This window comes from Metabacillus niabensis, assembly GCF_020524345.1.
Classification (GTDB): domain Bacteria; phylum Bacillota; class Bacilli; order Bacillales; family Bacillaceae; genus Metabacillus; species Metabacillus niabensis_B.
Genome location: NZ_JAIVLH010000007.1, coordinates 1 through 25,916 on the forward strand (window position 1 = coordinate 1; position 25,916 = coordinate 25,916).

The 25,916-nt window shown below is 38.6% G+C and carries 29 protein-coding genes and 1 riboswitch; of the genes, 26 read left to right on the plus strand and 3 right to left on the minus strand.

Annotated features, from left to right (window positions below):
- Positions 1-256 precede the first annotated feature (256 nt).
- The 9 genes from LC095_RS09570 to LC095_RS09610 all read left to right on the plus strand — a co-directional run bounded on the left by LC095_RS09570 (position 257) and on the right by LC095_RS09610 (position 6,210).
- A complete protein-coding gene (locus LC095_RS09570; RefSeq protein ID WP_226527977.1) occupies positions 257-604 on the plus strand; it encodes a DUF5082 family protein in 348 nt (115 codons plus the stop codon).
- A 32-nt stretch (positions 605-636) separates the two neighbouring features.
- Complete coding sequence (locus tag LC095_RS09575) at positions 637-933, plus strand: YwqI/YxiC family protein (RefSeq protein WP_226527978.1); 297 nt, start codon at positions 637-639, stop codon at positions 931-933.
- The gene (locus tag LC095_RS09580; protein WP_226527979.1) at positions 930-2,354 is read left to right on the plus strand and encodes an LXG domain-containing protein; all 1,425 of its coding nucleotides are present in this window, start codon (positions 930-932) and stop codon (positions 2,352-2,354) included. The genes LC095_RS09575 and LC095_RS09580 overlap by 4 nt, the downstream gene beginning before the upstream one ends.
- A gap of 29 nt (positions 2,355-2,383) precedes the next feature.
- Positions 2,384-2,707 carry a DUF4176 domain-containing protein gene (locus LC095_RS09585; protein ID WP_216775157.1) on the plus strand — a complete coding sequence of 108 codons (324 nt, stop codon included), beginning with the start codon at positions 2,384-2,386 and terminating at the stop codon, positions 2,705-2,707.
- On the plus strand, positions 2,691-3,032 hold the full coding sequence (locus LC095_RS09590) for a hypothetical protein (protein ID WP_226527980.1): 342 nt from the start codon (positions 2,691-2,693) through the stop codon (positions 3,030-3,032). The genes LC095_RS09585 and LC095_RS09590 overlap by 17 nt, the downstream gene beginning before the upstream one ends.
- Before the next feature lie 22 nt (positions 3,033-3,054).
- Positions 3,055-3,597, plus strand: a complete 543-nt coding sequence (locus LC095_RS09595; RefSeq protein WP_226527981.1) for a hypothetical protein — start codon at positions 3,055-3,057, stop codon at positions 3,595-3,597.
- Positions 3,598-3,683: 86 nt separating this feature from the next.
- Positions 3,684-4,307, plus strand: coding sequence for a LysE family translocator (locus tag LC095_RS09600; protein ID WP_226527982.1), 624 nt, complete (start codon positions 3,684-3,686; stop codon positions 4,305-4,307).
- A 472-nt stretch (positions 4,308-4,779) separates the two neighbouring features.
- A complete protein-coding gene (gene spoIIID, locus LC095_RS09605; RefSeq protein ID WP_026563140.1) occupies positions 4,780-5,055 on the plus strand; it encodes a sporulation transcriptional regulator SpoIIID in 276 nt (91 codons plus the stop codon).
- 153 nt (positions 5,056-5,208) lie between these two features.
- Positions 5,209-6,210, plus strand: a complete 1,002-nt coding sequence (locus tag LC095_RS09610; RefSeq protein WP_226527983.1) for a rod shape-determining protein — start codon at positions 5,209-5,211, stop codon at positions 6,208-6,210.
- A 430-nt stretch (positions 6,211-6,640) separates the two neighbouring features.
- Here LC095_RS09610 and LC095_RS09615 read toward each other — a convergent pair whose 3' ends face one another.
- Positions 6,641-7,519, minus strand: coding sequence for an amidase (locus tag LC095_RS09615; protein ID WP_226527984.1), 879 nt, complete (start codon positions 7,517-7,519; stop codon positions 6,641-6,643).
- 41 nt (positions 7,520-7,560) lie between these two features.
- Positions 7,561-7,649: riboswitch (cyclic di-GMP riboswitch) on the minus strand.
- Positions 7,650-7,831: 182 nt separating this feature from the next.
- Between LC095_RS09615 and LC095_RS09620 the strand changes: the two genes are divergently transcribed.
- The 6 genes from LC095_RS09620 to LC095_RS09640 all read left to right on the plus strand — a co-directional run bounded on the left by LC095_RS09620 (position 7,832) and on the right by LC095_RS09640 (position 11,284).
- Positions 7,832-8,668, plus strand: a complete 837-nt coding sequence (locus LC095_RS09620) for a flagellar hook-basal body protein (protein WP_226527985.1) — start codon at positions 7,832-7,834, stop codon at positions 8,666-8,668.
- Positions 8,669-8,821: 153 nt separating this feature from the next.
- A complete protein-coding gene (locus LC095_RS09625; RefSeq protein ID WP_226527986.1) occupies positions 8,822-9,652 on the plus strand; it encodes a flagellar hook-basal body protein in 831 nt (276 codons plus the stop codon).
- 12 nt (positions 9,653-9,664) lie between these two features.
- Positions 9,665-9,946 carry a DNA-directed RNA polymerase subunit beta gene (locus LC095_RS09630; protein ID WP_226527987.1) on the plus strand — a complete coding sequence of 94 codons (282 nt, stop codon included), beginning with the start codon at positions 9,665-9,667 and terminating at the stop codon, positions 9,944-9,946.
- Positions 9,947-10,042: 96 nt separating this feature from the next.
- Positions 10,043-10,480: a 3-hydroxyacyl-ACP dehydratase FabZ gene (gene fabZ / locus LC095_RS09635; RefSeq protein ID WP_226527988.1), complete on the plus strand. Its 438-nt coding sequence runs from the start codon at positions 10,043-10,045 to the stop codon at positions 10,478-10,480.
- A gap of 162 nt (positions 10,481-10,642) precedes the next feature.
- Complete coding sequence (locus tag LC095_RS26780) at positions 10,643-10,777, plus strand: hypothetical protein (RefSeq protein ID WP_264195987.1); 135 nt, start codon at positions 10,643-10,645, stop codon at positions 10,775-10,777.
- 195 nt (positions 10,778-10,972) lie between these two features.
- Positions 10,973-11,284, plus strand: a complete 312-nt coding sequence (locus tag LC095_RS09640) for a hypothetical protein (protein ID WP_226527989.1) — start codon at positions 10,973-10,975, stop codon at positions 11,282-11,284.
- 116 nt (positions 11,285-11,400) lie between these two features.
- On the opposite strand, the gene LC095_RS09645 is transcribed toward LC095_RS09640, so the two are convergent.
- Both LC095_RS09645 and LC095_RS09650 read right to left on the minus strand, forming a co-directional pair.
- Positions 11,401-11,832 carry a YwpF-like family protein gene (locus tag LC095_RS09645; RefSeq protein WP_226527990.1) on the minus strand — a complete coding sequence of 144 codons (432 nt, stop codon included), beginning with the start codon at positions 11,830-11,832 and terminating at the stop codon, positions 11,401-11,403.
- Between the two features lie 164 nt (positions 11,833-11,996).
- A complete protein-coding gene (locus tag LC095_RS09650) occupies positions 11,997-12,407 on the minus strand; it encodes a helix-turn-helix domain-containing protein (RefSeq protein ID WP_226527991.1) in 411 nt (136 codons plus the stop codon).
- Between the two features lie 294 nt (positions 12,408-12,701).
- Here LC095_RS09650 and LC095_RS09655 point away from each other — a divergent pair, with 294 nt between their 5' ends.
- From LC095_RS09655 to LC095_RS09705, 11 genes are all read left to right on the plus strand, one after another.
- On the plus strand, positions 12,702-13,118 hold the full coding sequence (locus LC095_RS09655; protein ID WP_226527992.1) for a hypothetical protein: 417 nt from the start codon (positions 12,702-12,704) through the stop codon (positions 13,116-13,118).
- 264 nt (positions 13,119-13,382) lie between these two features.
- Positions 13,383-14,063 carry a transaldolase family protein gene (locus LC095_RS09660; RefSeq protein ID WP_226527993.1) on the plus strand — a complete coding sequence of 227 codons (681 nt, stop codon included), beginning with the start codon at positions 13,383-13,385 and terminating at the stop codon, positions 14,061-14,063.
- 84 nt (positions 14,064-14,147) lie between these two features.
- A complete protein-coding gene (locus LC095_RS09665; RefSeq protein ID WP_226527994.1) occupies positions 14,148-14,819 on the plus strand; it encodes a DUF4867 family protein in 672 nt (223 codons plus the stop codon).
- A 38-nt stretch (positions 14,820-14,857) separates the two neighbouring features.
- Complete coding sequence (locus LC095_RS09670; RefSeq protein WP_226527995.1) at positions 14,858-16,636, plus strand: solute:sodium symporter family transporter; 1,779 nt, start codon at positions 14,858-14,860, stop codon at positions 16,634-16,636.
- A 74-nt stretch (positions 16,637-16,710) separates the two neighbouring features.
- Positions 16,711-18,750 (plus strand): alpha-glucosidase, encoded by a 2,040-nt coding sequence (locus LC095_RS09675; protein WP_226527996.1) that lies wholly within the window; start codon positions 16,711-16,713, stop codon positions 18,748-18,750.
- Between the two features lie 178 nt (positions 18,751-18,928).
- Complete coding sequence (locus tag LC095_RS09680; RefSeq protein ID WP_226527997.1) at positions 18,929-19,672, plus strand: GntR family transcriptional regulator; 744 nt, start codon at positions 18,929-18,931, stop codon at positions 19,670-19,672.
- 265 nt (positions 19,673-19,937) lie between these two features.
- Positions 19,938-21,278 carry an L-fucose/L-arabinose isomerase family protein gene (locus LC095_RS09685; protein ID WP_226527998.1) on the plus strand — a complete coding sequence of 447 codons (1,341 nt, stop codon included), beginning with the start codon at positions 19,938-19,940 and terminating at the stop codon, positions 21,276-21,278.
- 41 nt (positions 21,279-21,319) lie between these two features.
- Positions 21,320-22,051 (plus strand): GntR family transcriptional regulator, encoded by a 732-nt coding sequence (locus LC095_RS09690; protein ID WP_226527999.1) that lies wholly within the window; start codon positions 21,320-21,322, stop codon positions 22,049-22,051.
- Between the two features lie 77 nt (positions 22,052-22,128).
- Positions 22,129-23,499 (plus strand): aldehyde dehydrogenase family protein, encoded by a 1,371-nt coding sequence (locus tag LC095_RS09695; protein ID WP_264195993.1) that lies wholly within the window; start codon positions 22,129-22,131, stop codon positions 23,497-23,499.
- Positions 23,500-23,539: 40 nt separating this feature from the next.
- On the plus strand, positions 23,540-24,442 hold the full coding sequence (locus tag LC095_RS09700) for an AEC family transporter (protein WP_226528001.1): 903 nt from the start codon (positions 23,540-23,542) through the stop codon (positions 24,440-24,442).
- A gap of 469 nt (positions 24,443-24,911) precedes the next feature.
- Positions 24,912-25,829, plus strand: a complete 918-nt coding sequence (locus LC095_RS09705; RefSeq protein ID WP_226528002.1) for a patatin-like phospholipase family protein — start codon at positions 24,912-24,914, stop codon at positions 25,827-25,829.
- Positions 25,830-25,916 lie beyond the last annotated feature (87 nt).

Genomic DNA, 25,916 nt, shown 5'->3' on the forward strand with positions numbered 1-25,916 from the left:
GGACTGGAGTTCAGACGTGTGCTCTTCCGATCTCACCCCCCACCCAACTAGGAAAAATCACCTACACAACCATCCCGGAAAAATCCACCATTCTCACCATTCTTACAGTTTTTAACTATGTTATAGTTGAAAAGATTGGGAAATTTTGAATGTAATTGGGTTTGATTGATCCCGGTTTAGGGTATATAAAAGTGTTTTAACAATTTGAACTGAACCATACATAGATAAGTCAGTAAAAGTAAAGAGGGAGATTACGTTGTCTTTATTTTATTATTATGGGCTTTTAAGGAAGAAACAAGAACAGCTACAACGACTGCAAGACTGCCAAAGCCAGCTGCAAGGCATTAAGCAGGAGTATTTGAATTATAACCAATCGGTTACCACCCCTGAGCTAACATCTACTACGTGGCAAGGATCTCTTGCCGACAAATTTGAGGATATTCGAACGGAAGGAATTCTTGGTTCCTACCAGAATCTTGAATCTACTCAACTCTCCAATACTTTTTCAACCATTAACAGCAAAATGAGTAGTTTAAAAAGCGAAATCCTATCACTAAAGCAAACCATTCATTCTCTTGAATTAGAGATGCTGGAAGATGAATAACAACCAAAATAAAAAGTAAGGTAGAGATCATAATGGGAGAAATCAAACTTCAATATCATGATATAGAGCGTGTAGTAAAGGGGATGACGGGAGCTTCAACCTCTCTGGATCCCTCATTGCCAAAGGATGTTGCGAAAAATAATCAACTGGATGTCACCAAGAAAATAGAAGCGATTAATAAGTCACTAGAACAGATCATGACCAATTATCAACAGCTTTTAGCACAAAATGAAGCAATGGTCACATCCTCTGTTGAGGCGATGAAATCAACGGACGAATCGTTAAAAACATCCATGCTGCTACAAGGTGTTGCGGAGGTAGAGAAATGAAAGTATTAGATGTATCTGACTTACATGCATCACTTGATGATACAATTCAAGCAGTTACTGAAAAAATAGAAGGATTGGAAGCCATCGAGAAATCGATTGCTGAGCTGATTAATTTGGAGGGTGCGTTTACAGGAAAAGGGGCAACAGCGATTAAAAGTTACTACCAATCTTGTCATCAGCCCTTTTTATTCAAGCTGAAACAAATGCTAACTTCCTATAAAACAAAGCTAACAAGCTGCAAAAGCCAAATGGACGGATTTGAACCGGATCAGACAGGATATATCAACAAGGAATTTTTACAAGGTGAGCTAACAAATAAGCTGACAGCTGTTCAAAACTACACAAATGATGTAACAGCGGATGCGAACCAATACATCTCGAATGTGTCAGATATTGTGTCAGTCGATCTGTTGGACGATGGTGAAGTCAATCAGCAGGTGGAACAAGCAAAAAAATCAATCACTGACACACTAACAGATTTAGAAGACTTCGATGGAGAAAGCACATCTTCATTAGAAGAATTATCTGCTGACTTAGCAATATTAACAGCATACTTAGAAGAAATGGGCACAAAAGCAGCTGTGAACCCTCGTAGTCTCGAACACTTCCATCCATTACAGGCACTTTTGAATCCGACACATGCCCTGTTAATGGGAAGCATTCGTTCAACACCAATGCATCTCATGACAAACGGTTCACTCGCAGCAAATCGTTCGACACAATCTATTTATGCCTACAATTCTTATTCAATGACACCATATCAATGGTTAGGGTTAAATTTCACCCCGACAACAAGCAAAACATCTGAGAAAGAAGTGGAAAAAACATCTCCATACCTAGTGGGAGACACAGTTGAAAAAGGTGATTTTACTTTTGAAGCCGGTGCAGGAAAAGTAGAGAATGATTGGTCAGGATATGGTGACGGAGATGGTCAGCTAGGCGGAAGTAGTAAGTTGAGCGGCATTCACACAGGTGTAAAACATGATACAGGTGTGATGGATTCTAGCTTTGATCTGCAAATTGGAGCTGCAGAGGCACAAGCAAGTGTTGGAGGAGAAAGTGTTCTTCCTTTAGTCAAAGCGGGTGGGACTGTCTATGCGGCGGAAATCAAGACACAGCTTGATGAAGAAATTGACTATGTCGGTCGTACAGGCTTACAAGCCAAAGGAGAGGTCCTAAAGGCGAATGCCTACGCCGGAGTTGACAATGCCTCAGTCGGTATCGCCGCTAAGGCATCAGTAGCTGAGGGAGAGGTTTCAGGAATATTACCACTTCCTTTTATTGACTACAACATTAAGGGTACAATTGGCGGTTCAGCATTTGGTGTCGGAGGCGAAGCAAAAATCGGAAAAGAAACAATGCTTGATCTGCGATTTATACTTGGAGTTAAACTAGGATTCAGTGTCGAAAAAGCAGAATAGTCTTTCTTAACGAAAGGAGCAACGTGAAAATGAGAAATGAAATAAATTCGATTAACATCGACAAAGGAACAGAGTTACTACCAATTGGGACGGTTGTGTTAATAGAAGCAATTGTTCAACCAATTATGATATATGGAAGAATGCAACAGCAGGCAGATCAAGAGGAAAAAGTATGGGAGTATGTCGCATGTCCATACCCGCAAGGACATATTTCAGATGAAACAAATGTGTTTTTTAATCATGAACAAATTAAACAAGTTATTTTCAAGGGTTTCGAATCTGAAGGTGAAAAACTCATGAAGGAAAAACTACTTTCATTAAAACAAGGGACACATCATGAAGGCGATCATTAATTGGTTTATTGCCCCATATAAAACAGTACGGTCAGAATTACAGCTTTTTTCAGATCTGAAAAATCAAGACACAACCTCAAAAGAAGAAAAGATGAGAATTTTCCAGCTGCAATTGTTTAACATTCTCTTACTTGCGGTGTACACATTGTTTTTCGGTGCCTTTTTTGTGTATATCGGCCTTCTTTTTGTAGTGGGTTGGTATGCTCTGTCAGGCATCATCGTTGGTCTGATTATGATGAGTTTAATCAAAGTAACACAAGAGAAAAGATATTTGAAACGTCGTGATGCTTTTATTAAAAATGACCCGACAATCATCAAATCTTAAGCAGTAGAAAGGATAGGTTCAGGTGAAAAAACTCAGTTTCATCCTCGCGATGATGTTCATGCTCGTAGCCTGTAGCAATGACACTTCTTCAGAAAAACAACCTGATGCAGAAAAGTCTACAGAAAATGAGCTATCATACGAAGAAAAACAAAAAGAAATTGTTGATTTTATCAACGAAGACATGAACGAAATAGCCAGCTATGAAACAAAAGCGAATGAAGCATTGGCAACCGTATCAGGTGAAAATTTCAAAAACGATGAAGAGCTACATAGCGTTTTAACAAGTGAAGTTATTCCTGAATTCGAAAAAGCCATTGAAACAGCAGAATCACTGGAAGTAAATGTAGAAGAGCTTGAACCAATTAAAGACAAATTGGAAGAAGCATTAGGCATTTATTATGACGCTCTGTTGCTCGAAAAAGAAGCATTAGAAAAAACAGATCAGGAATTAATTGAGCAGTCAAATGCAAAAGGTGAAGAATATATGAATGCTCTTAACGAATATCATGAAGAAATGGAAAAGCTGGCAACAGAATTCGAGATTGACTATGAGAGAACTAAATAAAACATGCTAAAAGCTCAGATCTTTTGATTTTGAGCTTTTTCACGTTGTTATGGTAAAATTCACATAAAAAAAGCGGGGGGATAAACGTGGAATTACTATCAATACTTTCTTTTTTAGGGGCAGCAATCGTTCTGACTCTCATGCCGGGACCAGATAACTTGTTTACTTTGGCACAAGCAATAGCAAAAGGAAAAAATGCAGGGATCTTCACGACGCTTGGACTTTGCACAGGATTAGTCGTTCATATTGCTGCTGCGACCATCGGTATATCAGCTGTTATTTATCAATCAGCCCTGGCCTTCACTGTCGTAAAATATGCAGGAGCAGCATATCTGTTGTTCTTGGCATATAAGTCCTTTAGAGAAAAGAGCTCGAGCTTTAATCTAAACAATGAGGACTCTTTAGACTACAAAGCGTTATACAAAAAAGGTGTCATCATGAATCTTTTAAACCCAAAGGTCTCTTTATTTTTCCTGGCATTTTTCCCGCAATTTATTCAATATGAAAATGGAAATGTATCCATGCAAATGCTGATCTACGGCATTCTATTTTTAACCCAAGCTTTAATCATCTTCACGTTAATAAGTTTATTTGCTGGAAAAGTCGGTTACTTTCTACGTAAAGATGCATCATTTTCAAAAAAGATTAATTTAATTCAAGGTGCCCTGTTTACACTTATAGGGTTGAAAATCGCATTTAGCCAAAAATAAAAAGGAGTGGACTGACTACTCTTTTTTATTTTACATATATTACCTTCTGTTGAAAAATATTTTAATACTTCATCATATCGTCCATCTTCCAAAATATAATAAAAGGTATGCCTTCAACTCATCACTCCACCTGTCGACAAATTTCTCGGGAAATAAATCTCACAATGAACTGAAAATAAAGTACTGAAAAAAATAAAAAAACCCCGATTTCCTTGTTCAAACCTCATTAAAATGAAAAAAATTAAAGAAAACCCTTGTCCCTCCTGACTTTTCTAGCATATATCTTAATCCAAGCTAATAAAATGTTACAAACCTATCAAAGAGAGTGTTTGAGGTGAGGGATCGTGAGTGTAATTTTTAATCGCTGTAAAAGAGGCAACATACGATCATCTAAGAGAAATTCAGCCAAAGTGTCTTGGTATGCGAGTCTCATTTCACACTTCTCACATCCATATTAGGGAGGTCGAGTGGTGTGCACGATTACATCAAAGAACGCACAATCAAGATTGGGAAGTATATCGTGGAGACAAAGAAAACAGTTCGCGTTATTGCGAAGGAGTTTGGTGTTTCCAAAAGTACCGTTCATAAGGATTTAACGGAAAGGTTACCTGAAATTAACCCTGATCTTGCGAATGAAGTAAAGGAAATACTTGATTACCATAAATCAATCAGACATTTGCGTGGTGGAGAAGCAACAAAGCTAAAGTACAAGAAGGACGAGATTTTAGAAGAAGAACCAGTGAAATAAAGATATTCTATCAACTTTAAGTAAATCGACAATTCCCTACATACTTACCTGAAATTTTTTTACAAAATCATACTATTTTTGCGAATTTGTGATAAAATAGGTAATTAGGTCAGTATTTCGGATATGAAGATTTGCAAGGAGGATATAGATAGAATGTTTGCGAGGGATATTGGTATAGATCTTGGTACGGCTAACGTACTTATTCATGTGAAAGGGAAGGGAATTGTGTTAAACGAGCCTTCCGTTGTTGCCCTGGACAAAAATACTGGTAAGGTACTTGCCGTTGGTGAAGAAGCAAGACGTATGGTAGGACGTACTCCTGGGAATATTGTCGCGATTCGCCCATTAAAAGACGGTGTTATTGCAGACTTTGAAGTAACAGAGGCAATGTTAAAACACTTTATAAATAAGTTGAATGTAAAAGGATTACTTTCAAAACCGCGCATGCTGATTTGCTGCCCAACGAATATTACATCAGTTGAGCAAAAAGCAATTAAAGAAGCTGCTGAAAAAAGCGGCGGAAAAAATGTATTCCTTGAGGAAGAGCCAAAGGTAGCAGCGATTGGTGCCGGCATGGACATCTTCCAACCTTACGGAAACATGGTTGTTGATATTGGCGGTGGAACTACAGATGTCGCTGTGCTATCAATGGGCGATATTGTCACCGCCTCTTCCATTAAAATGGCTGGGGACAAGTTTGACGCGGAAATTTTAAATTACATCAAAAAAGAGTACAAGCTCTTAATTGGTGAGCGTACTGCAGAAGACATTAAAGTCAATGTAGCAACGGTATTCCCAGGCGCACGTAATGAAGAAATTAGTATTCGTGGTCGTGACATGGTAACAGGATTACCTCGCACAATTACAGTTAACTCCACAGAAGTTGAATTAGCACTTCGTGAACCAATTTCTGCCATTGTACAAGCTGCTAAAAGTGTCCTAGAAAGAACTCCTCCAGAACTTTCAGCAGACATCATTGACCGCGGCGTCATCTTAACAGGCGGCGGAGCTCTACTCAACGGCTTAGACCAACTTTTAGCCGAAGAACTAAAAGTACCAGTACTAGTAGCCGAAGCACCAATGGACTGCGTCGCAATCGGAACAGGAATCATGCTGGACAACATGGACAAACTACCACGCAAAAAATTTGGTTAATACTTGGTAAGAACCTGCCTGGGGCAGGTTCTTTTTTTGGTGGTCCGGGGGGACAGGTTCCTTGTCCCGAGTTGTGCAGGGTGAAGAATAATATAGAGTGTGGGTACGAGGGTGGTTGTCGAATTCTGACCGAAATCGTCTAATCGAAGGTACAAGTAGAATAATCGAAGATAAAACTCCAAAATCGAAGGTAAACACTCAATAATCGAAGATACGAGTGGAACGATCCAACTTTGTATAGCATAATTTAGAGTGTAGGGTATACAGTCGACGTCGAATCATGACAAAATTTGTCTAATCGTAAATAAAATCAAATAATCGAAAATAAACTTGTGAAAAACGTAAATAAATATTCAAAAAACATAAATATAATCCCAAAATTGAAAAAAAGTGGGTCAAGGAACCTGTCCCCCCGACCCCCTCACTCTCTTTATTTCAAGTCCATCCAACTACCTACATGATGTACGGCAATTCCTTTAAAACTTGAATACTCCTTATAGGCATCAGAAACAAGTGCAAGTTCTTGGGCCATCACGGTTTGTCCTTCTTCATAAAACGTTAGGAAGCCGTCGCTGCTGCCTAAGTTCATCGTTTCAACTGCAATCGTAACATCCTTATTAAGTGATGCTGCGAGGTTCATTTCATATTTAGTCAATTCAATTATTCCGTTAGGACCAACAGCCTTATCCCGATACGCCATAATCGTGACTTCACTTGTATTGTTGATCACCCATTCAGCGAGATTGCCTTTTCCATATTTGTTTTTCACATTCATGTCATCAAACCAGAAGGGAATATCAGCAGCAAATGGAATGCCAAGTGAATTCGCAGTATTAGCTGCAGTTAAAATCACATTTTGGTATTTAAGCACAGCTCCATTGTAATTTGTTGTCCACTGTGAAGTGAGGTATGGCTCAACGTCAAGGTGAATGCCGGAAAACGTTTCATCCTCAGCTGCACCCGTTTGATATGTCGTCACCCAGTTCAAAAAATTAAGAAAAGGTTTTGAAGAAGGCCCCCACTCAGGTGCCCCGTCAAGCGCATAAACCTTTATTCCACGAATTGTAGCTTCTTTAATAAATTGCTTATATTGGTCAACTTTAATTGATCGGTTAATTTGTAAATACACATGGGAAACTTGTTTTTCCTCTAAAAATTGTAACGTTGCTGCTCGATTTGTCACGATTTGATTCGTATCCCAGAGCCAAGTCGAGTACTCTGTATTCGCGCTGGCATTTGCCTTGTTGTTCACACCTGCAACTCCTGCCACAAACAAAATAAAAGCAAACATCAAAATACGTTTTTTCATCTCATTCTGCTCCTTTTTTTAGCCCATGGCTCAAAAAGGAGCCTGGCAACTTGGCGACCGTGCAATGTAAACATTGGGTAGGCCCATAGCTTTGCGTCCTTGCCTTTCGACAAGTTTGCCTTTATCAGATTTCCTTTATTATATAGACAAGCATCTTAAAAGGAAATAAAAATATTTTTTCCTAAAAACTAACAAAGGAAATATGAAAAAATGTGATGAGAAAACAGTCGTTCTCCTTTATAATGGAAATTAGGGAATTCTGTCGAAAAGAATTCAATTGAACGGAAAAACACATTTAAGGTGGGGGAACTCTTGCTAAGAGGTTTATATACAGCAACTGCCGGTATGCTAACACAGCAGCGCCGAACTGAAATGTTATCGAATAATATGGCAAATGCCAATACAGCAGGATATAAAGCAGATCAATCAACAATCCGCGCTTTTCCGGAAATGCTATTGCAACGAATGGAAAATAAAACACTTCCAACTGGTAATGGAATGAATGTACCAGCAATGCAAACAATCGGCTCTCTAAATTCGGGAGTTTATTTACAGGAAATAAAAAGCAGAGATATTCAAGGTGAGCTAAAGGAAACAGGGTTGGTCACAGATGTTGCGTTAGTAGAAGAAAATGTTCCGTTAAATGCAGAAACCAATGTAAAAGGTTCGTTATTCTTCGCTGTTCAAAATCAAGCTGGTGAAGAACGTTATACTCGTAATGGACACTTTACACTTGATGAAAACGGTCTTTTACTTTCTGACGGTAATCCAGTACTTTCAACAACAGGACAACCAATCTCCATTCAATCCGGAGAATTCAGCGTAACTGAAGCTGGTGACGTACTGGTAAACGGACAACCTGTCGCTCAAATCGACGTTCGCTTCGCAGCAGACGTACGTAATCTTGTCAAAGAAGGAAACGGCATTTACCGCACATCTGACGGACAAGTACTTCCAACAGCAATTGACAATGGTGACATTCAATACAATTTAAAACAAAAATATTTAGAAAACTCAACCGTTGATATCGGACGAACATATACAGATATGATGACAGCTTACCGTTCATTTGAAGCAAATCAAAAGGTGTTGCAAGCATATGATAAAAGTATGGAAAAGGCCGCAAATGAAATTGGCCGTCTATCATAAGATTAGAAAACATAAACTCTTTTACTTAGTTTAGGTGTCTAGCTCCAGCGCCTAGCCCCTCGAGGCCATAAGTTAATTTATTCCAAACTTTCTTATGCATGTCGGGGCTGACCAAGGCGCTTGCGCTTTTCTAATAACAGGGGGAAATAACAGATGTTACGCTCAATGATTACAGCGACTAATACAATGGGCCAGCTCCAAAAGCAGCTTGATCAAATTGGCCACAACCTAGCAAATGTTGATACACAAAGCTATAAAAGAACGGAAACATCCTTTTCAGAATTAGTACGTCAGCAATTTAACAATCAAGGAAATGCGCTAGAAGAAAGAGAAGAAGAACGATTCGGCACTGAGCTTGGGATTAGACAGGGAACAGGTGCTAAACTGAATAAAAGCGTTGTGTTTACACAAGGCAGCATCAAACAAACAGGCAGATCACTTGATATTGCTTTTACCTCACCAGATCAGTTTTTACAAATTGATGTAAATGGGCAAATTAATTATACACGAGATGGTGCTCTCTATTTATCACCAGCAACAGACGGCAGCAATCAACTTTTACTATCAACAGCATCGGGTAACCTTGTTTTGGATGAAAATCAAAATCCAATCAGGTTAAATGATTCTTTTAAAGAGCTTGTGATATCAAAAGATGGTACGATCACAGCAGTACCGAGAAATGAAAATGAGCAACCACAGGAATTTCAGTTGGGTGTTGTTCAAGTAGATCGTTCGCAAATGCTGAGTCAGTTAGGAAATAATCTGTACGGATTAAAAGATCTCGGTGACATGCAAATCGAAGACGTATTAACCTACTTAGATGGTGCTGGTGTCTCCTTACAGCAAGGTGCACTGGAAATGTCCAATGTTGATTTAACAAAGGAAATGACCGATTTAATGATCTCACAGCGCTCATACCAAATGAACGCAAAGTCCATCACACTTGGCGACCAAATGCTGGGATTAATTAACGGCGTAAGATAGGAGTTTAGTCTATTGGTAGCAAAAGAAACGACAAAAGCGGTCAGTCGAGAAGAAATAAAAAAAGCTAAGAAAAAACAAGAAGAAAAAAGCAATAAACAAGAAGCCTCAAAAGTAAAGTTACGCATCCGACTTATCCCAATTTGGCTGCGAGTCATCCTCGTGATCCTATTTATGGCCATTAGCTTAATCGTTGGACTAATCGTCGGATACGGAGTAATCGGCAATGGAAATCCAGAGGATGCCCTTGATAAATCGACATGGCAGCATATTATTGACTTAGTTGAAAAAGAGTAATATTCCATATATACTTTGCTAAAGGAAGGTGAAAACCTTCCTTTTGTCGTACATAGTAAAGAAGCGCGAAAATAAGTTTAAAGGAGATTCCTACATATGTTAGATAGTAACGAAATCAAAGACATTATCCCACACCGTTATCCATTTTTATTAGTAGATCGCATCTTAGAAGTAGAAGAAGGATTAAAAGCAATCGGCATTAAAAACGTTTCTGCCAACGAAGAATTTTTCAATGGGCACTTCCCGGACTACCCAGTTATGCCAGGGGTACTAATCGTTGAAGCATTAGCGCAAGTTGGCGCAGTTGCTATCTTGAAAAAAGAAGAAAACCGCGGAAGACTAGCATTCTTCGCAGGAATCGATAACTGCCGTTTCAAAAGACAAGTAAAACCAGGTGACCAACTACGCCTTGAGGTTGAAATCATCCGCCTAAGAGGCTCACTTGGAAAAGGAAAAGCCATCGCAACCGTTGACGGCGAAGTCGCATGTGAAACAGAAATCATGTTTGCACTAGGTGAAAAGAAAGAAGCATAAGATCTTTAAGATTGTCCTTCATGGGTTTCCATGAAGGGCTTTTTAGGTTTTTAGAAGATGTGAGGACAAAATAAGCTGTGAAGAGGGGAGAAAAGTCTTTCATAGCACTAATGAAGGACAAAATCAAACAGCAAAAGAGAAGAAAAGTCCTTCATCTCCTTGATGAAAGACAAAACCAAACAGCAAAAGAGAAGAAAAGTCCTTCATCCCCTTGATGAAAGACAAAACCAAACAGCAAAGGAGAAAAAAGTCCTTCATCTCCTTGATGAAAGACAAAACCACCCCACAAACCCTTAAAAAATGTCCTCCGTCCACAACCTACCTAGGCCATTCGCCCCTTTTTCCCTCAAAAAGGTTTCAGGTTAAGAAAACCTGTCTAAATAATGCATATCAACAGAAAAAATCGAAAAAATAAGAATGAAAACAAAGGTGTCGGGAAAAATAATCAAAGACCGGGTTAAAAATTAGGTCAAGATGAAAGGGGCATTTATCATGAAAAAAAATTGGCTATTAACTTTATCAGGTTCTCTTCTTGCAGCAATGCTTGTGACAGGTTGTGCGGCTGATGACGAAGATCCAGCACCACCAGAGGATACAACTGAAAACGATACAGTAGAAGAGAATGTGGAAGAAGGCCTTAATGAAGGCGGAGATGCAGTAGAAGAAGGCGTGAACGAGGGCGAGAACATGCTTGAGGAAGGCGCTGAAGAAGGCGAAAACATGCTGGAAGAGGGCGCTGAAGAAACGGATCAAATGATGGAAGAAGGAAATGTTGACGATAACAACAAGGACAAAAACGAGTAATCGTTAATCATGTCTTTCTGCAGAAAGGCTACCCCAACAAGCTTCTTACTCGGGTTAGCCTTTTTGTTTGTCCTCTTTTTACGCATGAAAAAAGGTCCCACAAAAAATGCAGACCCTTACAACTTTGTTGAATATCCCCGTTGTTGAACGGTTTCCTTAAAAGCATCCATTAAAGCATTACCGGACAATCCCTGATCTATTAATGACTCCAAGAGTTCTTCAGGTCGATACTGAGGTCTTGATGTTAATAATCGGCCGTCAAAAAGAACGGAGACAGATTCATCGAGCACCGTAATCGTGTTAACGCTTGCTGAGATCTTCGCGGGTGCATTGCTTACTTTTGAGATCGTCACAAACATTTTAAATGTACGATCAGCTTCTTTTTGTTCCTCAAAAAAAGATAAGTATTCCTTTGAAATCAGCGCCTCAATTAACCATGAATTTTCGCCATCTTCTTTGTTAATGACAAGACCGTCAAGTAAAGGAATGTTTTTTGCTTCAGCTGTTTGTTCATCAATTTTTAATCCGACAAGCTTGAACGTTTTCATCATAATCATCCCCGCTACCTTATTTTATATAATCAGAAATCATAAGATTATGTACTTAGTGTTAGTGTCTAGCTCCAACGCCTAGCCCCTAGGGTAATCAAGGTGCTTGCGCTTTTCTCTAGTATACCACAAGACCACTAAGAATCCGGAATAGGGGGATGGGATTATTCGGAAATCCTTGATGAATTCTCAACTACACGAATAATTGTATCTTCAATAAGCTTACGATGCTTTGTTTTTACGTGTAAAAGCTGTTGTAAGCTTTGGGGCATTTTTGGATTTTTAATTAAATAGTCAACGACTTGAGAGACAGAGCCATCAGCTTGATACTTCCCGTAAACTTCATATAAATAATCATTTGTTTGTTCATCTCGTCCAATCAAATGATCAATGCTTACATGAAAGGCATCGCTTAATGCTAATAAATAGGACAAATCCGGTTCCTGCTCACCTGTTTCAAGTCTTGTGATGACAGGTCTGGAAACATTAATTTTTTCCGCTAATTGCTCCTGTGACCATCCGTTTTGCTCTCGATAAAATTTAAGATTCATTTGGAATTTTTCTAACTCTCTCATTGAACCAACAATTCCCTTCTCCAAGCTTACTGTTATCGTAAAGGAGAAAAGAAAGAGGGAATGTTCGAATCTAAGACAATGTAGTAAATGTTCATATTACGGACATATATAGATATTTAGACCTATTTTGAGGGAAGTCAAAAAATATGAAGAAAGATGGAGACAAGCCACACTTTTTCCGTGAATATCGTCATTTTTCGCAATATATCAATACAAATTGAATGTTGCAATCAGTTAATATGGAATATACTTACAGTGGGACCTACAGATAAAAAAGAGAAATGAGGGTAAAAGATGAAAAAATATAGGCTGAAGTCAATCTATCTAAAACAAAATGCCAACAAACCACTACAAGTAAAGGAAAGTGATACACAGGACCTAGTCATTCTCCGAGTAGGGGATCGTGAAGTAGGAACAAATAACTATCATCATTTCCGGGTACCTGTTCATGCGACAGTCGATATTCGGTATGAAGCCACTGACCAAAAAAGCATCCTTAGATTAATCTTTCAGCAAGATCAACGTAATCTGTCTATTCAGTATTTTACACGGGATAAAGATGAACAGCACTACATAGACACACCTCTTAATGATGAACTCATTCAATCAATAGCCTTTCAACGCATTCTTCAGAGTATAAACTTCTCAGGAAAAAATCATTTTTCATACCTTGTTAACCCTATTCAACGATTGAAGGATCAACCTTTTTAAACATACCAAAATATTAACTTAATAACCTAAAGTGAAAAGAGAAGTGTTGTGTGCACTTCTCTTTTTCAGTCTTTACTAGACGTTATAACCCATTTGCATCAACATATTAACCCTATTATTGTAAGGCAAGCTCATACAAAGCATAAATAAAAAATAAAAAAACACTTGAAATTCAGAATGCGTTTTCATATGATAATAACAAAGGTAACTACTTTTAATAAAAGGTCACTATGAATATAACTACTTATTACGGAGGGAAATAAAATGAAATATTTTTTAGACAGTGCCAAAATTGAGGAAATTAAATATGCATATGAAAATTGGGGTATTGATGGCGTTACAACAAACCCGCGTCATATTATGACGAGCGGAAAGTCATTCTTAACTGTTTTAGATGAAGTAGGAAGTGAATTTAAAGGGGTAGAAAATTTTCCAATTTCAGCTGAGATCAATCCGCATTTGGATGATGCAAAAGAAATGGTTCAGGAAGGCAAAAAAATTGCTGCTCTTTCATCAAACTTTATTATTAAAATACCTTGTACAGAGCCAGGGCTAATCGCTGCTAGAGAACTAGAAAAAGAGGGAGTTCGTACGAATATTACGCTTGTATTTTCTCCTTCTCAGGCTTTACAGCCAGCAAGAATTGGAGCAAAATTTGTTTCGCCATTTGTAGGTTGGAAGGAAAATAGCGGGGAAGATACAAATCAATATATTAAAGATATTGTTGATATCTATAAAGGATATAACTATGAAACAGAAATCATTGTTGCGGCACTACGCAACGGAAAACAAATTGTAGATGCGGCGAAAGCGGGAGCACACATTGTAACATGTGGATTTGATGTATACAAAAACAGCTTTTATCATGCATTTACGGATTACGGTTTGGATGTATTCCGTAAGGCTTGGGACAACACTGTACAAGAAGAAATTGTTTTAAAATAAAAAGGCTATTAAGATCCCTCAAAGATACCTATCTTTATTCTTTGAGGGGCCTTAAACCCACAAGTTGCATGGAGGTAAATTCCATTGAATAAATTTGAAAACCTAAAAAAACGAAATCAGCATATCCCTTTTTATCATGTGAATGACCCTGCTTTTACTTCATATGGAAAAATAATAGACAATTACAAGTTTGAAGAATTAAATCCTTACATGGAAATGACAGGAATTCCTAAAGAAGGAAATGTTTATGTCCCATCTGTTGCAGAAATGGAAGAGACAGCAGTTAAAGAACAAATTCAGAGTCAATTTTATGGTCAACTACCGATACAAATCGGTTATTGTAATGGTGTTAATTCAACTCTAAATGGTCTAGAATATCATAAGGGCAGTGAGATTAATTACGCTTTGACAGATATTGTCCTTTTACTAGGACAATTACAATCTGTGAAAAATAATCAGTATGATTCAAGTGAAATTGAAGCCTTTTTTATTCCAAAAGGAACAGCAGTAGAGCTCTACGGGACAACGCTTCACTTTGCACCATGTAAAATAAGTGATAAAGGATTTAAAGTTGTTGTGATTTTACCTGATGGAACGAATCAGCCGTTGAATAAGGAGACTCACAAAAGGACAGAGGAAGATTCGTTATTATTTATGAAGAATAAATGGTTGTTGGCACACCCGGATCGAGAAGTACTGATTAATCGTGGTGCATATCCAGGAATAAAGGGAGAAAACATACAAATTTATTACTAAGACAGATTATGATAAAAAAATAAGGGAGTATATAAATGATGGAGATGTCAAATATTTGGTTCACGCTTTTATCGTGCATTTTCTTTATGGGCTTAGTAGGTTGGATCTCATATTTAAAAACAAAGGGTGATGTAAGCGATTCCACCGGTTACTTTTTGGCTGGCCGCGGCTTAACAGGTACCTTTATTGCCGGATCTTTATTGTTAACGAATTTATCGGCAGAACAGTTAATTGGTCTTAATGGGCAGGCGTATCGAGCGAACTTATCGAATATGGCATGGGAAGTAACAGCTGGATTCGCTGTTGTCATAATGGCACTCTATTTACTTCCGAAGTACTTAGGTGGTGCTTTTACAACGTTGCCCGGGTTTTTAAGTTCACGTTATGATGAAGGGGTTCGTCGTCTTTCTGTGTTATTGTTTATGCTTGGTTATATTTTAGTAACAGTGCCATCTGTTTTATATTCCGGTGCTTTAGCGATATTACAGCTTTTTGATGTACCAGCTATGTTCAATATTTCATATGAGGAGTCCATTTGGTTAATCGTTTGGGTCGTTGGAATTATCGGAGCCGTTTATGCTATTTTCGGTGGATTGAAAGCGGTTGCCGTGTCCGATACGATTAATGGGATTGGATTATTAATTATCGGTGTTCTTGTTCCGGTTTTAGGATTTATTACTCTTGGAGACGGAAGCTTTGCAGAAGGTGTGAAAACAGTTGTTAAGGCTAACCCGGAGAAACTAAATGCAATTGGTTCTAGTACGGATTCGGTACCTTTTGGAACGATTTTTACTGGAATGATTTTAGCGAATCTATTCTATTGGGGAACAAACCAATATGTTATTCAGCGGACGCTAGGGGCAGCTAGTTTAGCAGAGGGGCAAAAAGGTGTCCTTTACTCAGGGTTTTTTAAGTTGGCTATTCCGTTTTTTATGATGGTTCCAGGTTTAATTGCTTACCAACTTTATGGTGAAGGAATGAACCCGGTTGATTTAGCTTACCCTGCACTAGTAGCAGATGTATTACCATTGTATATGTCAGGATTCTTTTTAGCTGTCTTGCTTGGAGCGGTTTTAAGCTCGTTCAACTCATTATTAAATTCAGCTGCTACCATGTTTGCATTAGATATTTACAAACCTTTAAAAGAAAGTGCAACAGATCAGGAATTAATTCGTGTTAGTAAAATTTTTGGAACGATCATTGCGTTAGTATCTTTTTTCATCTCTCCATTGCTTATGAATGCACCTGACGGATTATGGGATTTAATTCGCCGCTTTACAGGATTTTTCAACATCCCGATTATTACAATTGTTCTAGTAGGCTTGCTTTCTAAGCGTATTCCGGCACTTGCTGCAAAGGTCGTGATCGTATTCCACGTAATCACGTATTATATGCTTGTTTGGGGATTAGACCAATTATTTGGGTTCCAGGTATCGATTAACTTTATCTATGTTTATGCAATCTTATTCTGCGTTGAAGTTGCGATTATGATGGTCATTGGAAAAATGAAGCCGATGAAAGTTCCGTATATCTTTAAGTCAAATGCTCAAGTTAGTCTTGTTCCTTGGAAATATTCGCTACTTGTTACCGTTGTGTTATTAACGTTAATCGTCATGACATATGTCGTGTTCTCACCTATAGGGCTGGCTTATGGTGATGAAATCGTTTCTCCACTATTTTGGCCGGTTATGATATTGGTAACAGCCGTTGCCGTTGTTTTAGGTATTTTTTCAGTGAAAAGTTGGATGAAAAAATACTCCAGCTATCTAACGAATCAACAACCAGAAAGTGAAAATAAAGATAAAAAACTTGCGTAATAGAAGTTGAGTCTGTCCAGGTTGTCAGACTCTCTTCTATGAAACTAGGTTGAAAGAAGGCGAGAGGATTGAAGATGATCGACATTCATTCAAAAACAGGAATGGAATTAGAAGTACGTGAAGACGGTTTTGAATTAGTGTGGAATGGTGAAACATTAGTAAAGCATTCATCCACAAAACCTTTTGTTTATGTAGGATATGGAGAAGAAAAAATGGATATGTATCGCGGGAATTTTGATATCCGTGATTATGTCATTGAGAGGACAGCCCTCCGATATGCAAAAACACTTGTAAATGAGGATGGAACAGCTTTCCTATCTCTTAGTAGATTTAAAGGAGAAGATCCGACAGTAACATTCTCATTAAAAGTGGAAGGTAGTCAAGCGGTATTAAGCGTGGTCGAAACCCAAGAACGTGTTAACCGGTTTTGGATTCGTGTTGAAGCGGATCAACATGAAAAAGTATATGGGTGTGGTGAACAGCTGTCTCATTTTAATATGAGAGGAAAAAACTTTCCACTTTGGACATCAGAACCAGGTGTTGGCAGAAACAAGAATACCTATGTTACATGGCAAGCTGATGTGAAGGATAAAGCCGGCGGAGATTATTACAACACAAATTTCCCGCAGCCAACCTATGTTTCAAGCAATAAGTATTATTGTCATGTTGACACAACAGCATATGCTGATTTCGATTTTCGCCAAGCTGAATTTCATGAATTACAAGTTTGGGAAGTACCAAAGGAAATTATCTTTGAAGGATCATCCTCCTTTCTTAGCTTAGTAGAAAAGATCACAGCGCGCTTTGGACGTCAGCCGGAATTACCAGAATGGACCTATGAAGGAATTTGGCTAGGAATTCAAGGCGGAACAGATGTTGTAGAAGCAAAACTGGAGAAGGCTCTTGCTAAGGGAGTGAAGGTTGGAGGAGTTTGGTGTCAGGATTGGCAAGGTAAGCGGATCACCTCCTTCGGTAAACGATTAATGTGGAACTGGAAATGGAATCCGGAGGAATACCCTAATCTTGATAAGAAAATTCATGAGTGGAAAGAAAAAGGGATCCGATTCTTAGGCTATATTAATCCTTATGTAGCAATTGAGGGTGATCTTTATCAAAACGCAAATGAAAAGGGGTATTTAGCATTAAATCAACAAGGTGAAACATACCTTGTAGACTTTGGGGAGTTTTATTGCGGAGTTGTGGACTTTACAAATCCTGAAGCCTTTGAATGGTATAAAAACGTTATAAAAGAAAATATGATTGATTTCGGTATTGACGGTTGGATGGCCGACTTTGGCGAGTATTTACCAACAGATGTTGTGCTTCATAATGGAGTGGATGCCAAAATCATGCATAATGCTTGGCCTGCTCTGTGGGCAAAAGTTAATTATGAGGCAGTTAAAGAAGCAAACAAATTAGGTGAAGCTGTGTACTTTATGCGCGCAGGCTATACAGGGATACAAAAATATTGCACACTTCTTTGGGGCGGAGACCAAAGTGTAGACTTTTCAATAGATGATGGCTTAGCATCAGTCATACCTGCTGCATTGTCTTCCGGGATGATCGGCTGTGGCTTACATCATAGTGATATCGGCGGTTATACCAGCTTACACGGCAATAAGCGTTCAAAGCAATTACTGATGAGATGGGCTGAGATGGGCGCCTTCACACCAGTCATGAGAACACATGAAGGAAATCGTCCGGATGATTGCTTCCAATATGATGATGATGACGAGTCTCTAGAACATTTAGCAAGAATGACTCAAATTTATGTGGCATTATCACTCTATACAAGATCACTTGTGAAGGAAAACGCAGAACGCGGGATTCCTGTACAACGCCCGCTATTTATGCACTATGAACAAGATGAAGAAGCCTACCATATTCAATATCAATATTTATATGGCAGGGACTTACTTGTTGCTCCAGTCCATCAAGAAAATCAAAATGAGTGGAATGTCTATTTACCGGAAGATGAATGGGTTCACCTCTGGACCGGGCAGGAATATAAAGGCGGAGATGTGACAGTAGCAGCTCCAATCGGAAAACCACCCGTATTTTATCGTAAACATTCCGAGTGGATTGAAACATTTCGAAAGATAGCTAATATGTAAGAGACGAGAAGGTTGTTGAGGATATTCAACAGCCTTTTTGGTATAGCATTCCTTCAAATTTTTGTAACACTCACACATAAAATTAAGGTAGGTATGTATGATATAATAGTCATGATGATTCGTTAATACCTAACCTAAATGAGAATAGATGAAGTCCGAAAAGTGACAGCGGAAAGGAATGTTAGCAGTGGAATTGGAAACCAAAGTAGATCCCAATAAAAATATCGCTCTATACCTTCAAGTTAAGGATATTTTAATTAAGCGCATACAAGAAAAAATATGGGCGCCTAATTCATTGATTCCCACAGAACAAGAATTAATGGAAGAGTTTAATGTGAGCCGAACAACATTACGTCAGGCGATAACAATTCTTGTACAGGAAGGTTTATTAGAAAAAAAACAAGGAAAAGGAACGATTGTAAAATCACAGCAATTAACCGGAAACGGACGATTAAAGGGGTTTGCTGAGGAAGCAATTGAGAAAGGCTTGACCCCAAAATCAAAATTACTCCGAATCGAATGTAAAAAGGATCTGTATCATGAAAAATCACTGTTAGATATCCCTGAAAATGAGGAAGTTTTAGTCATTGAACGGATACGTTTTGCTGATTCAGAACCAATTGCTATAGAACGGACATGCTGGCCTTCACATATTGGGAAGTTATTTGAAAATCAGGATTTAGATCGTGCGAAATTCTATGAAATCTTAGAGGAAAATGGAATTATCTTAAAGCGAGCTAAGGAGAAGATCTCAGCAATTAATGCCACATTATATGAAGCAGACTTATTAGGGATTCGAGGCGGTGAAGCACTGTTAGAAACCGAAAAAATCAGCTATGGTCTAGATGATCGAGCCATTGAATTCTCTAAAGTGAAGTTTCGCAGTGATAAATACCACTATAATATTGAACTTACTAGATAAAAAGGCAGACAGTGAGCAAGTCATTGTCTGTTTTTTCTTGAAAGATTAAAGAAATAAGAAAAAACACTTGAAATATTGTAGACGTTTACATATTATAGAACTAAAGATACCTACTTTTATACGAAAGGTAACTATGAATAGTTTGAAGGAAATTGGAGTTACCATTTGGGAAAATAAAGAATTGTAGTTTTAAAGATAGTGATCTATTTAAATTTATAACGATCAATTGATGTCGTGAAGCTTGAAAAGAAAAGGAGAATAGTTGATGTCACATGCAGTTGTTTTATATCTTCCTATTGGGAGAAAGACATTCGATTTACAAGCAGCAGAGACGTATCGCAAGCAAAGTATGAAATGGTTGGAAGAAAGTGGCCACAAAATTGTGGCGCCAAGTGAAATTCTTACTTCAGTAGAAGAGCTTGAACAATTTTTGCAAACAAACGCTTCCTCTGAATTTGATATGATCCTTTATCAAAGTGTTACATTTGCAGATGGAGAGTTCATGGTAAAAACGCTTGAGTATGTTAGGGAACCTGTGATTGTCTGGTCTGTTCGGGAACCAAGTGTAGGTGGACGGTTACGATTAAATTCGTTAACAGGCGGCAATAGCACAAGCAATGTTCTACGCAACCATCGCCATCCATTTACGTTTGCTTTTGGAAATCCGGATGAGGAAAAGTTACAAACAGAATTGAATCAAAAATTTGATGTGATGCGTGTTTTGAAATCGTTGAATCAATTAAAAATGGGTGTTGTTGGCGACTACCCACCAGGATTCTTTTTCTCAGATGCAAATGAAGATGAGTTAAAGGACGCTCTAGGTGTAACTCTTCATAAAATGGATCTGCAGGAAGCATTTAAGAAATGTGTGGAGCTTCCTGAGGAGGAATGGATTGGGGAAATCGACCGTGCAGAACAACAGGTTATCGGCTTAAATCGTGAGGATGAAACCGTTAAAAAGTTCGCTCAGTTCTCAACATACGTAAAAAAACAAATTGAGAAAGAAAACATAAAGTCAATCGCAATGAGATGTTGGCCAGACTTTTTTAATGATTTAGGTGCAGCACCGTGTTCCGTTCTATCACAGTTGACGGAAGATGGAATGGTCTCTTCATGTGAGTCTGATATTCACGGATCGATCTCTATGTATATTTTACAAGAATTAACTAGAGGAGGAGCACCGTATTTAGGGGATTTAGTCCATGTAAATGAGGAGAAAAACTCCGTTGTTTTTTGGCATTGCGGGGCTGGTGCCTATTCACTTGCACATCCATCTACAGGCGCAACAGCCGGCGTACATCCTAATCGAAAAATTGGATTTGCAATGGACTTTGGGTTAAAAGCTGGAGAAGTGACGATTTTCCGAGTCAGCCATACACCTGATGGATACCGACTGCTCGTCATGAAAGGGGAGGCACTCGATGTTGAACAACCTTTTACTGGAACTTCAGTCGAGGTAGCTTTAGCAACAGATGTTACGAATACCCTTTATGATCTCATGAACTCAGGGTATGAGCCACATTTTGCGTTAGTATATGGCGATGTAACAAAACAACTAATTGAGCTTGGTCGTTTGCTTCAGTTAAACACAGATGTATTTATCTAAAACTTCCCTTTTATCTTTCATACTTGAAGGGAGTTTTTCCAGTGGAAAGTAGAAGTAAACCTGTGAAAAGCATTTCACTTTATATTCGAGTGAAAGACACAATTATTCAACAGATTCAAGAAAAGAAATGGAAACCAAATGCTATGATCCCAACGGAAACTGAACTGATGAAAGAGTTTGATGTCAGCCGAACAACGATACGGCAGGCGATTTCCATTCTCGTACAAGAGGGCATCTTAGAAAGACAGCAGGGAAAAGGAACCATCGTAAAACCGCAATTATTTGTCGGAAGCTTATCAAAGCTAAAAGGTTTTGCAGAGGAAGCAAGAGAAAAGGGAGTGGTGCCAAGCTCAAAATTGCTGTTAGTCACAATGAGTAGAGATTTTCCTTATGAAAAGTCGGTCCTTCAGGTGCCGATGGATGAGGAGATCTTAGTCATTGAACGCCTGCGCTTTGCAAACCAGGCACCAATAGCGATTGAGCGCTCTTTTTGGCCCAAGAAAATCGGAGAATTATTAGTATGCCAGGATTTAAACGACTCAACCTTTTATGAAATATTAGAGGCAAACCATATTTTCTTAAAACATGCAAAAGAAAAAGTTTCAGCAGTAAATGCAACATTAGTTGAGGCGGACTTACTTGGGATACGAGGAGGTCAGGCCATGCTGAAAATGGAAAGACTCAGCTTCGGTAATGAAGATCAACCAATTGAATTTACCACAACAAAGTTCAGCAGTGAAAAATACACATATCATATTGACCTTATGAGATAGAAGAAGGAGTGGGACTAGTGACAACAATCACAACAGAACAATATGGATTATATATTAATGGACAATGGGAAAAAACAATGGACGTTATGGACGTGTTAAATAAATACAATCAAGAGGTAACAGCAACCATATCCGTAGCTGAAAAAAAACATGTCGATGCAGCTGTACAAGGTGCAAAGGAAGCACTAAAGACACCATTTTCACCATATGAACGCTATGAAGTGCTAATGAAAGCTGCTGAACTATTGGTTGAACGTCGTGACCAATTTGCTCAAGTGCTTGCATTAGAAGTAGGGAAACCAATTCGCGAATCTCGAGGTGAAATCGAGCGTGCCGCCCAAACGTTAGTGATTTCAGCTGAAGAAGCGAAACGAATCCATGGAGAAGGTGTTCCTGTAGAGTCTGCACCTGGTTCTGAAAATAGAATGGCTTTTACAGTACGAGTTCCAGTTGGTGTTGTTGCAGCGATTACACCATTTAATGTACCGGTCAATTTAGTTTGTCATAAAATAGGGCCAGCTATTGCTGCCGGAAATAGTGTTGTCTTAAAGCCGGCGGAGGTAACACCGATTTGTGCACTTATGTTAGCAGAATTAATGGAGGAAGCTGGTCTGCCAAAAGGTCGTTTGCAGCTGTTAACAGGAGACGGTGCGCAAATCGGTGAATGGTTACTAGAAAACAAGGATGTGAACATGTTTACCTTTACAGGAAGCCCCCGTGTTGGGGAATATATCCGCTCAAAGGCTGGATTACGTAAAGTGGCACTAGAATTAGGAAACAATTCAGCAACCGTTGTTCACCATGATGCAAATGTAGAGCAAGCAGCATCACTCATTGCCCAAAAAAGCTTTAACAATGCCGGGCAGGTTTGTATTTCTGTTCAGCGGGTTTATGTTCATGAAGAAGCGTTTGAAAGCTTTTTACAAGTTTTAAAGGAAAAAACAGAAACACTGGTTGTTGGCGATCCTACGGATGAATCAACAGACATTGGACCGATGATCCGACTTCGTGAAGCGGAGCGTGTAGAAAACTGGGTAAACGAAGCGGTTGAGCAGGGGGCTGTGATGGCATTAGGCGGAAAGCGTGATGGTGCCTTATACGAGCCAACGATTCTAACAAATGTGAATGATGATATGAAAGTATGTCGACAAGAAGTATTTGGTCCGGTTGTTTCTATTGCAACGTATAAAGAGATAGATGAAGTGATCGCGAAAGTAAATGATTCAGATTACGGCTTACAAGCAGGTCTTTTCACAAATGATTTACAGTTTGCGATGAAGGCGGCACGGGAAATTGAAGTGGGCGGTCTTATTATAAATGATGCTTCTGCCTATCGTGTCGACCACATGCCATATGGCGGAGTGAAAAACAGCGGCAATGGCAAGGAAGGTCCAAAATATGCGATTGAAGAAATGACAGAGGAACGTATTATTGTTTTAAACTTATAGAATGAGAAATAACTATATTCATAGGAATGAAGGTGAATGAGTGGATTTCTTCCTAATCCTTATTCCGATCTTCAGTATTTTTGCACTCGGTTTTATAGGACAGAAAAAAATCGGTTTCGAAACAAAAACGATCTCAACGATGGCTTTATATTTAATGTCACCTGTTTTAGTGTTTCGAACCTTTTATACAACAACATTTAATATGACCTATGTCTATATGACCTTATATACATTTGCTCTTTGCTTTTCCTTAATTTTAGTCGTCTATCTCATCGCTTTTATACGAAAATACTCTGTTAAGGAAAAGTGCGGGATGATCTTGGCATCCTCTTTTATGAATAATGGTAACTACGGGACACCTGTTGTTCTCCTACTATTTGGGGCAGCAGGTCTCGATTATGCCATTGTTTTAATGGTCATTCAACAGCTTGTGATGTGCACGGTTGGTGTTTACTATGCAGCAAAAGGAAGTGCAGAAGGTGACGGAGTTCGCTCAGCTATTCGGGCAGTGAAACGTATGCCAATGGTTTATGGAGCAATGTTGGGCTATCTCCTTCAAATCCTTCATATTCCTTTAGGAAATTCCATGACACAGGCCATTGACATGGTGGCAAATGCTGCGATTCCAACAGTGATGATTGTACTAGGCATGCAACTTGCAAAAATTTCAATCAAAAGCTTTGAGAAAGAAAAGGTGTCTCTGTCACTTGTAACAAAACTTGCAATATCACCAGTCATTGCTTATTTGATTACATTGTTCCTGCCGGTAGATGAAACGATCAAGCAAATTATGATTATCATGGCAGCTATGCCGACAGCCGCAAATACAACCATGTATGCTCTGCAATTTAACACAGAACCAGAATTTGTATCAAGCGCAACACTTGTTAGTACAATGCTTAGTTTGGCAACATTACCAGTAACGTTTTTCATTGTTTTATGATGGGTCAGGGGGACAGGTTCCTTGTCCCAGTTTTCAGGTAACTATGTCACGATAAGAGTAAAAAGGAGCGGAAATTCTCATACCATTTCCGTTCCTTTTTTCTTTGAAAAAATCACTTAATCCCAGGCCTTTCAATTGTTAATTGTCTAAGGAAAGCTACTAAGTTGGAGCGGATTTAAGTGTGGATCACTACTGCCCGTTAAGAGTGGGATAAAATTCTTACTGAAGTGATTTAATTTTAATGATAAATAGATGACTTCAACAAGCAGGCAGGTTAATCTAGTGGCACATCTTTTTGTATGAGGCTATATATTGAAATAAGGAAGGAATTTAGATTAGGTATCTTGAAGTTTTAAGTATGCTGTAGCATGTAGAATAGGAGACTGAATATTTAACTTTATTCCAAATCATTGTCAATGAACGATCCTGGCAGTTTAATGATTAACTTTTATAGTGAGGTGGTGGCAATTTGAAGGCAGATGCCGTTTTTGAAGGTGGCGGGGCTAGGGGAATGGCTTTTATTGGAGCGATTCAAGCAATGGAAGAGGAAAAAGTAGAATGGGAACGATTGGCTGGAACATCAGCGGGAGCATTAATTGCTTCTCTTTTGGCAAGCGGTTACACAAGCTATGAAATTAGAGATCGTCTAAGTGTACTCGATTTTTCAAAGCTCCGCGGTAAGACAACTTTGCATCGAATTCCCGTTTTCGGCATTCTTTTAGAATTTATGATTCATCTTGGACTTTATAAAAACGATTATTTGGAATCGTGGGTGGATTCACTTCTTCTAGAAAAAGGCATTAAGACATTTGCGGATCTGCCAGATGGGAAGTTGAAGATTATTGCTTCTGATATTTCGAATGGGCAAATGCTTATTTTGCCAGATGATTTGAATCGCTACAGGATGACTCCTGCTGATTTAAATATTTCAACTGCGGTTATGATGAGTGCATCTTTGCCATTTTTCTACCGTCCGGTTATATGGAAAACAAAAGACCGTAAAAAATCCTACATTTTAGATGGCGGTTTACTAAGTAACTTTCCAATATGGTTATTTGATACTGAAAATCCTCGGTTTCCAACGTTCGGCTTCCGTTTTGTAAAAGATGAAGTGAACATAGATCCAGTTATACCTACGCCAATCCACCTTATTAAAAATATTTATAAAACGATGCTTCAAGCCCATGATTTGCGACATTTAAACGAAGAAACGCTTGAACGCACAATTCAAATTCCGACTAGAGACATCAACACAACTGATTATGAACTGACTGAGGATGAAATCGATTTTCTCTATAAATCAGGCTATACTTCAACAAAAGAATTTTTATCTAAGTGGGATTTTGAACAGTATAAGGTCAAAAGAATGCAAAGAATAAATAAATAAAGAAAAACGCAATTCTATATAAGATTGCGTTTTTTTGAATGCAGCTATGACAAAAATGTAGAACAATATGCCCCAAACACCTAAACT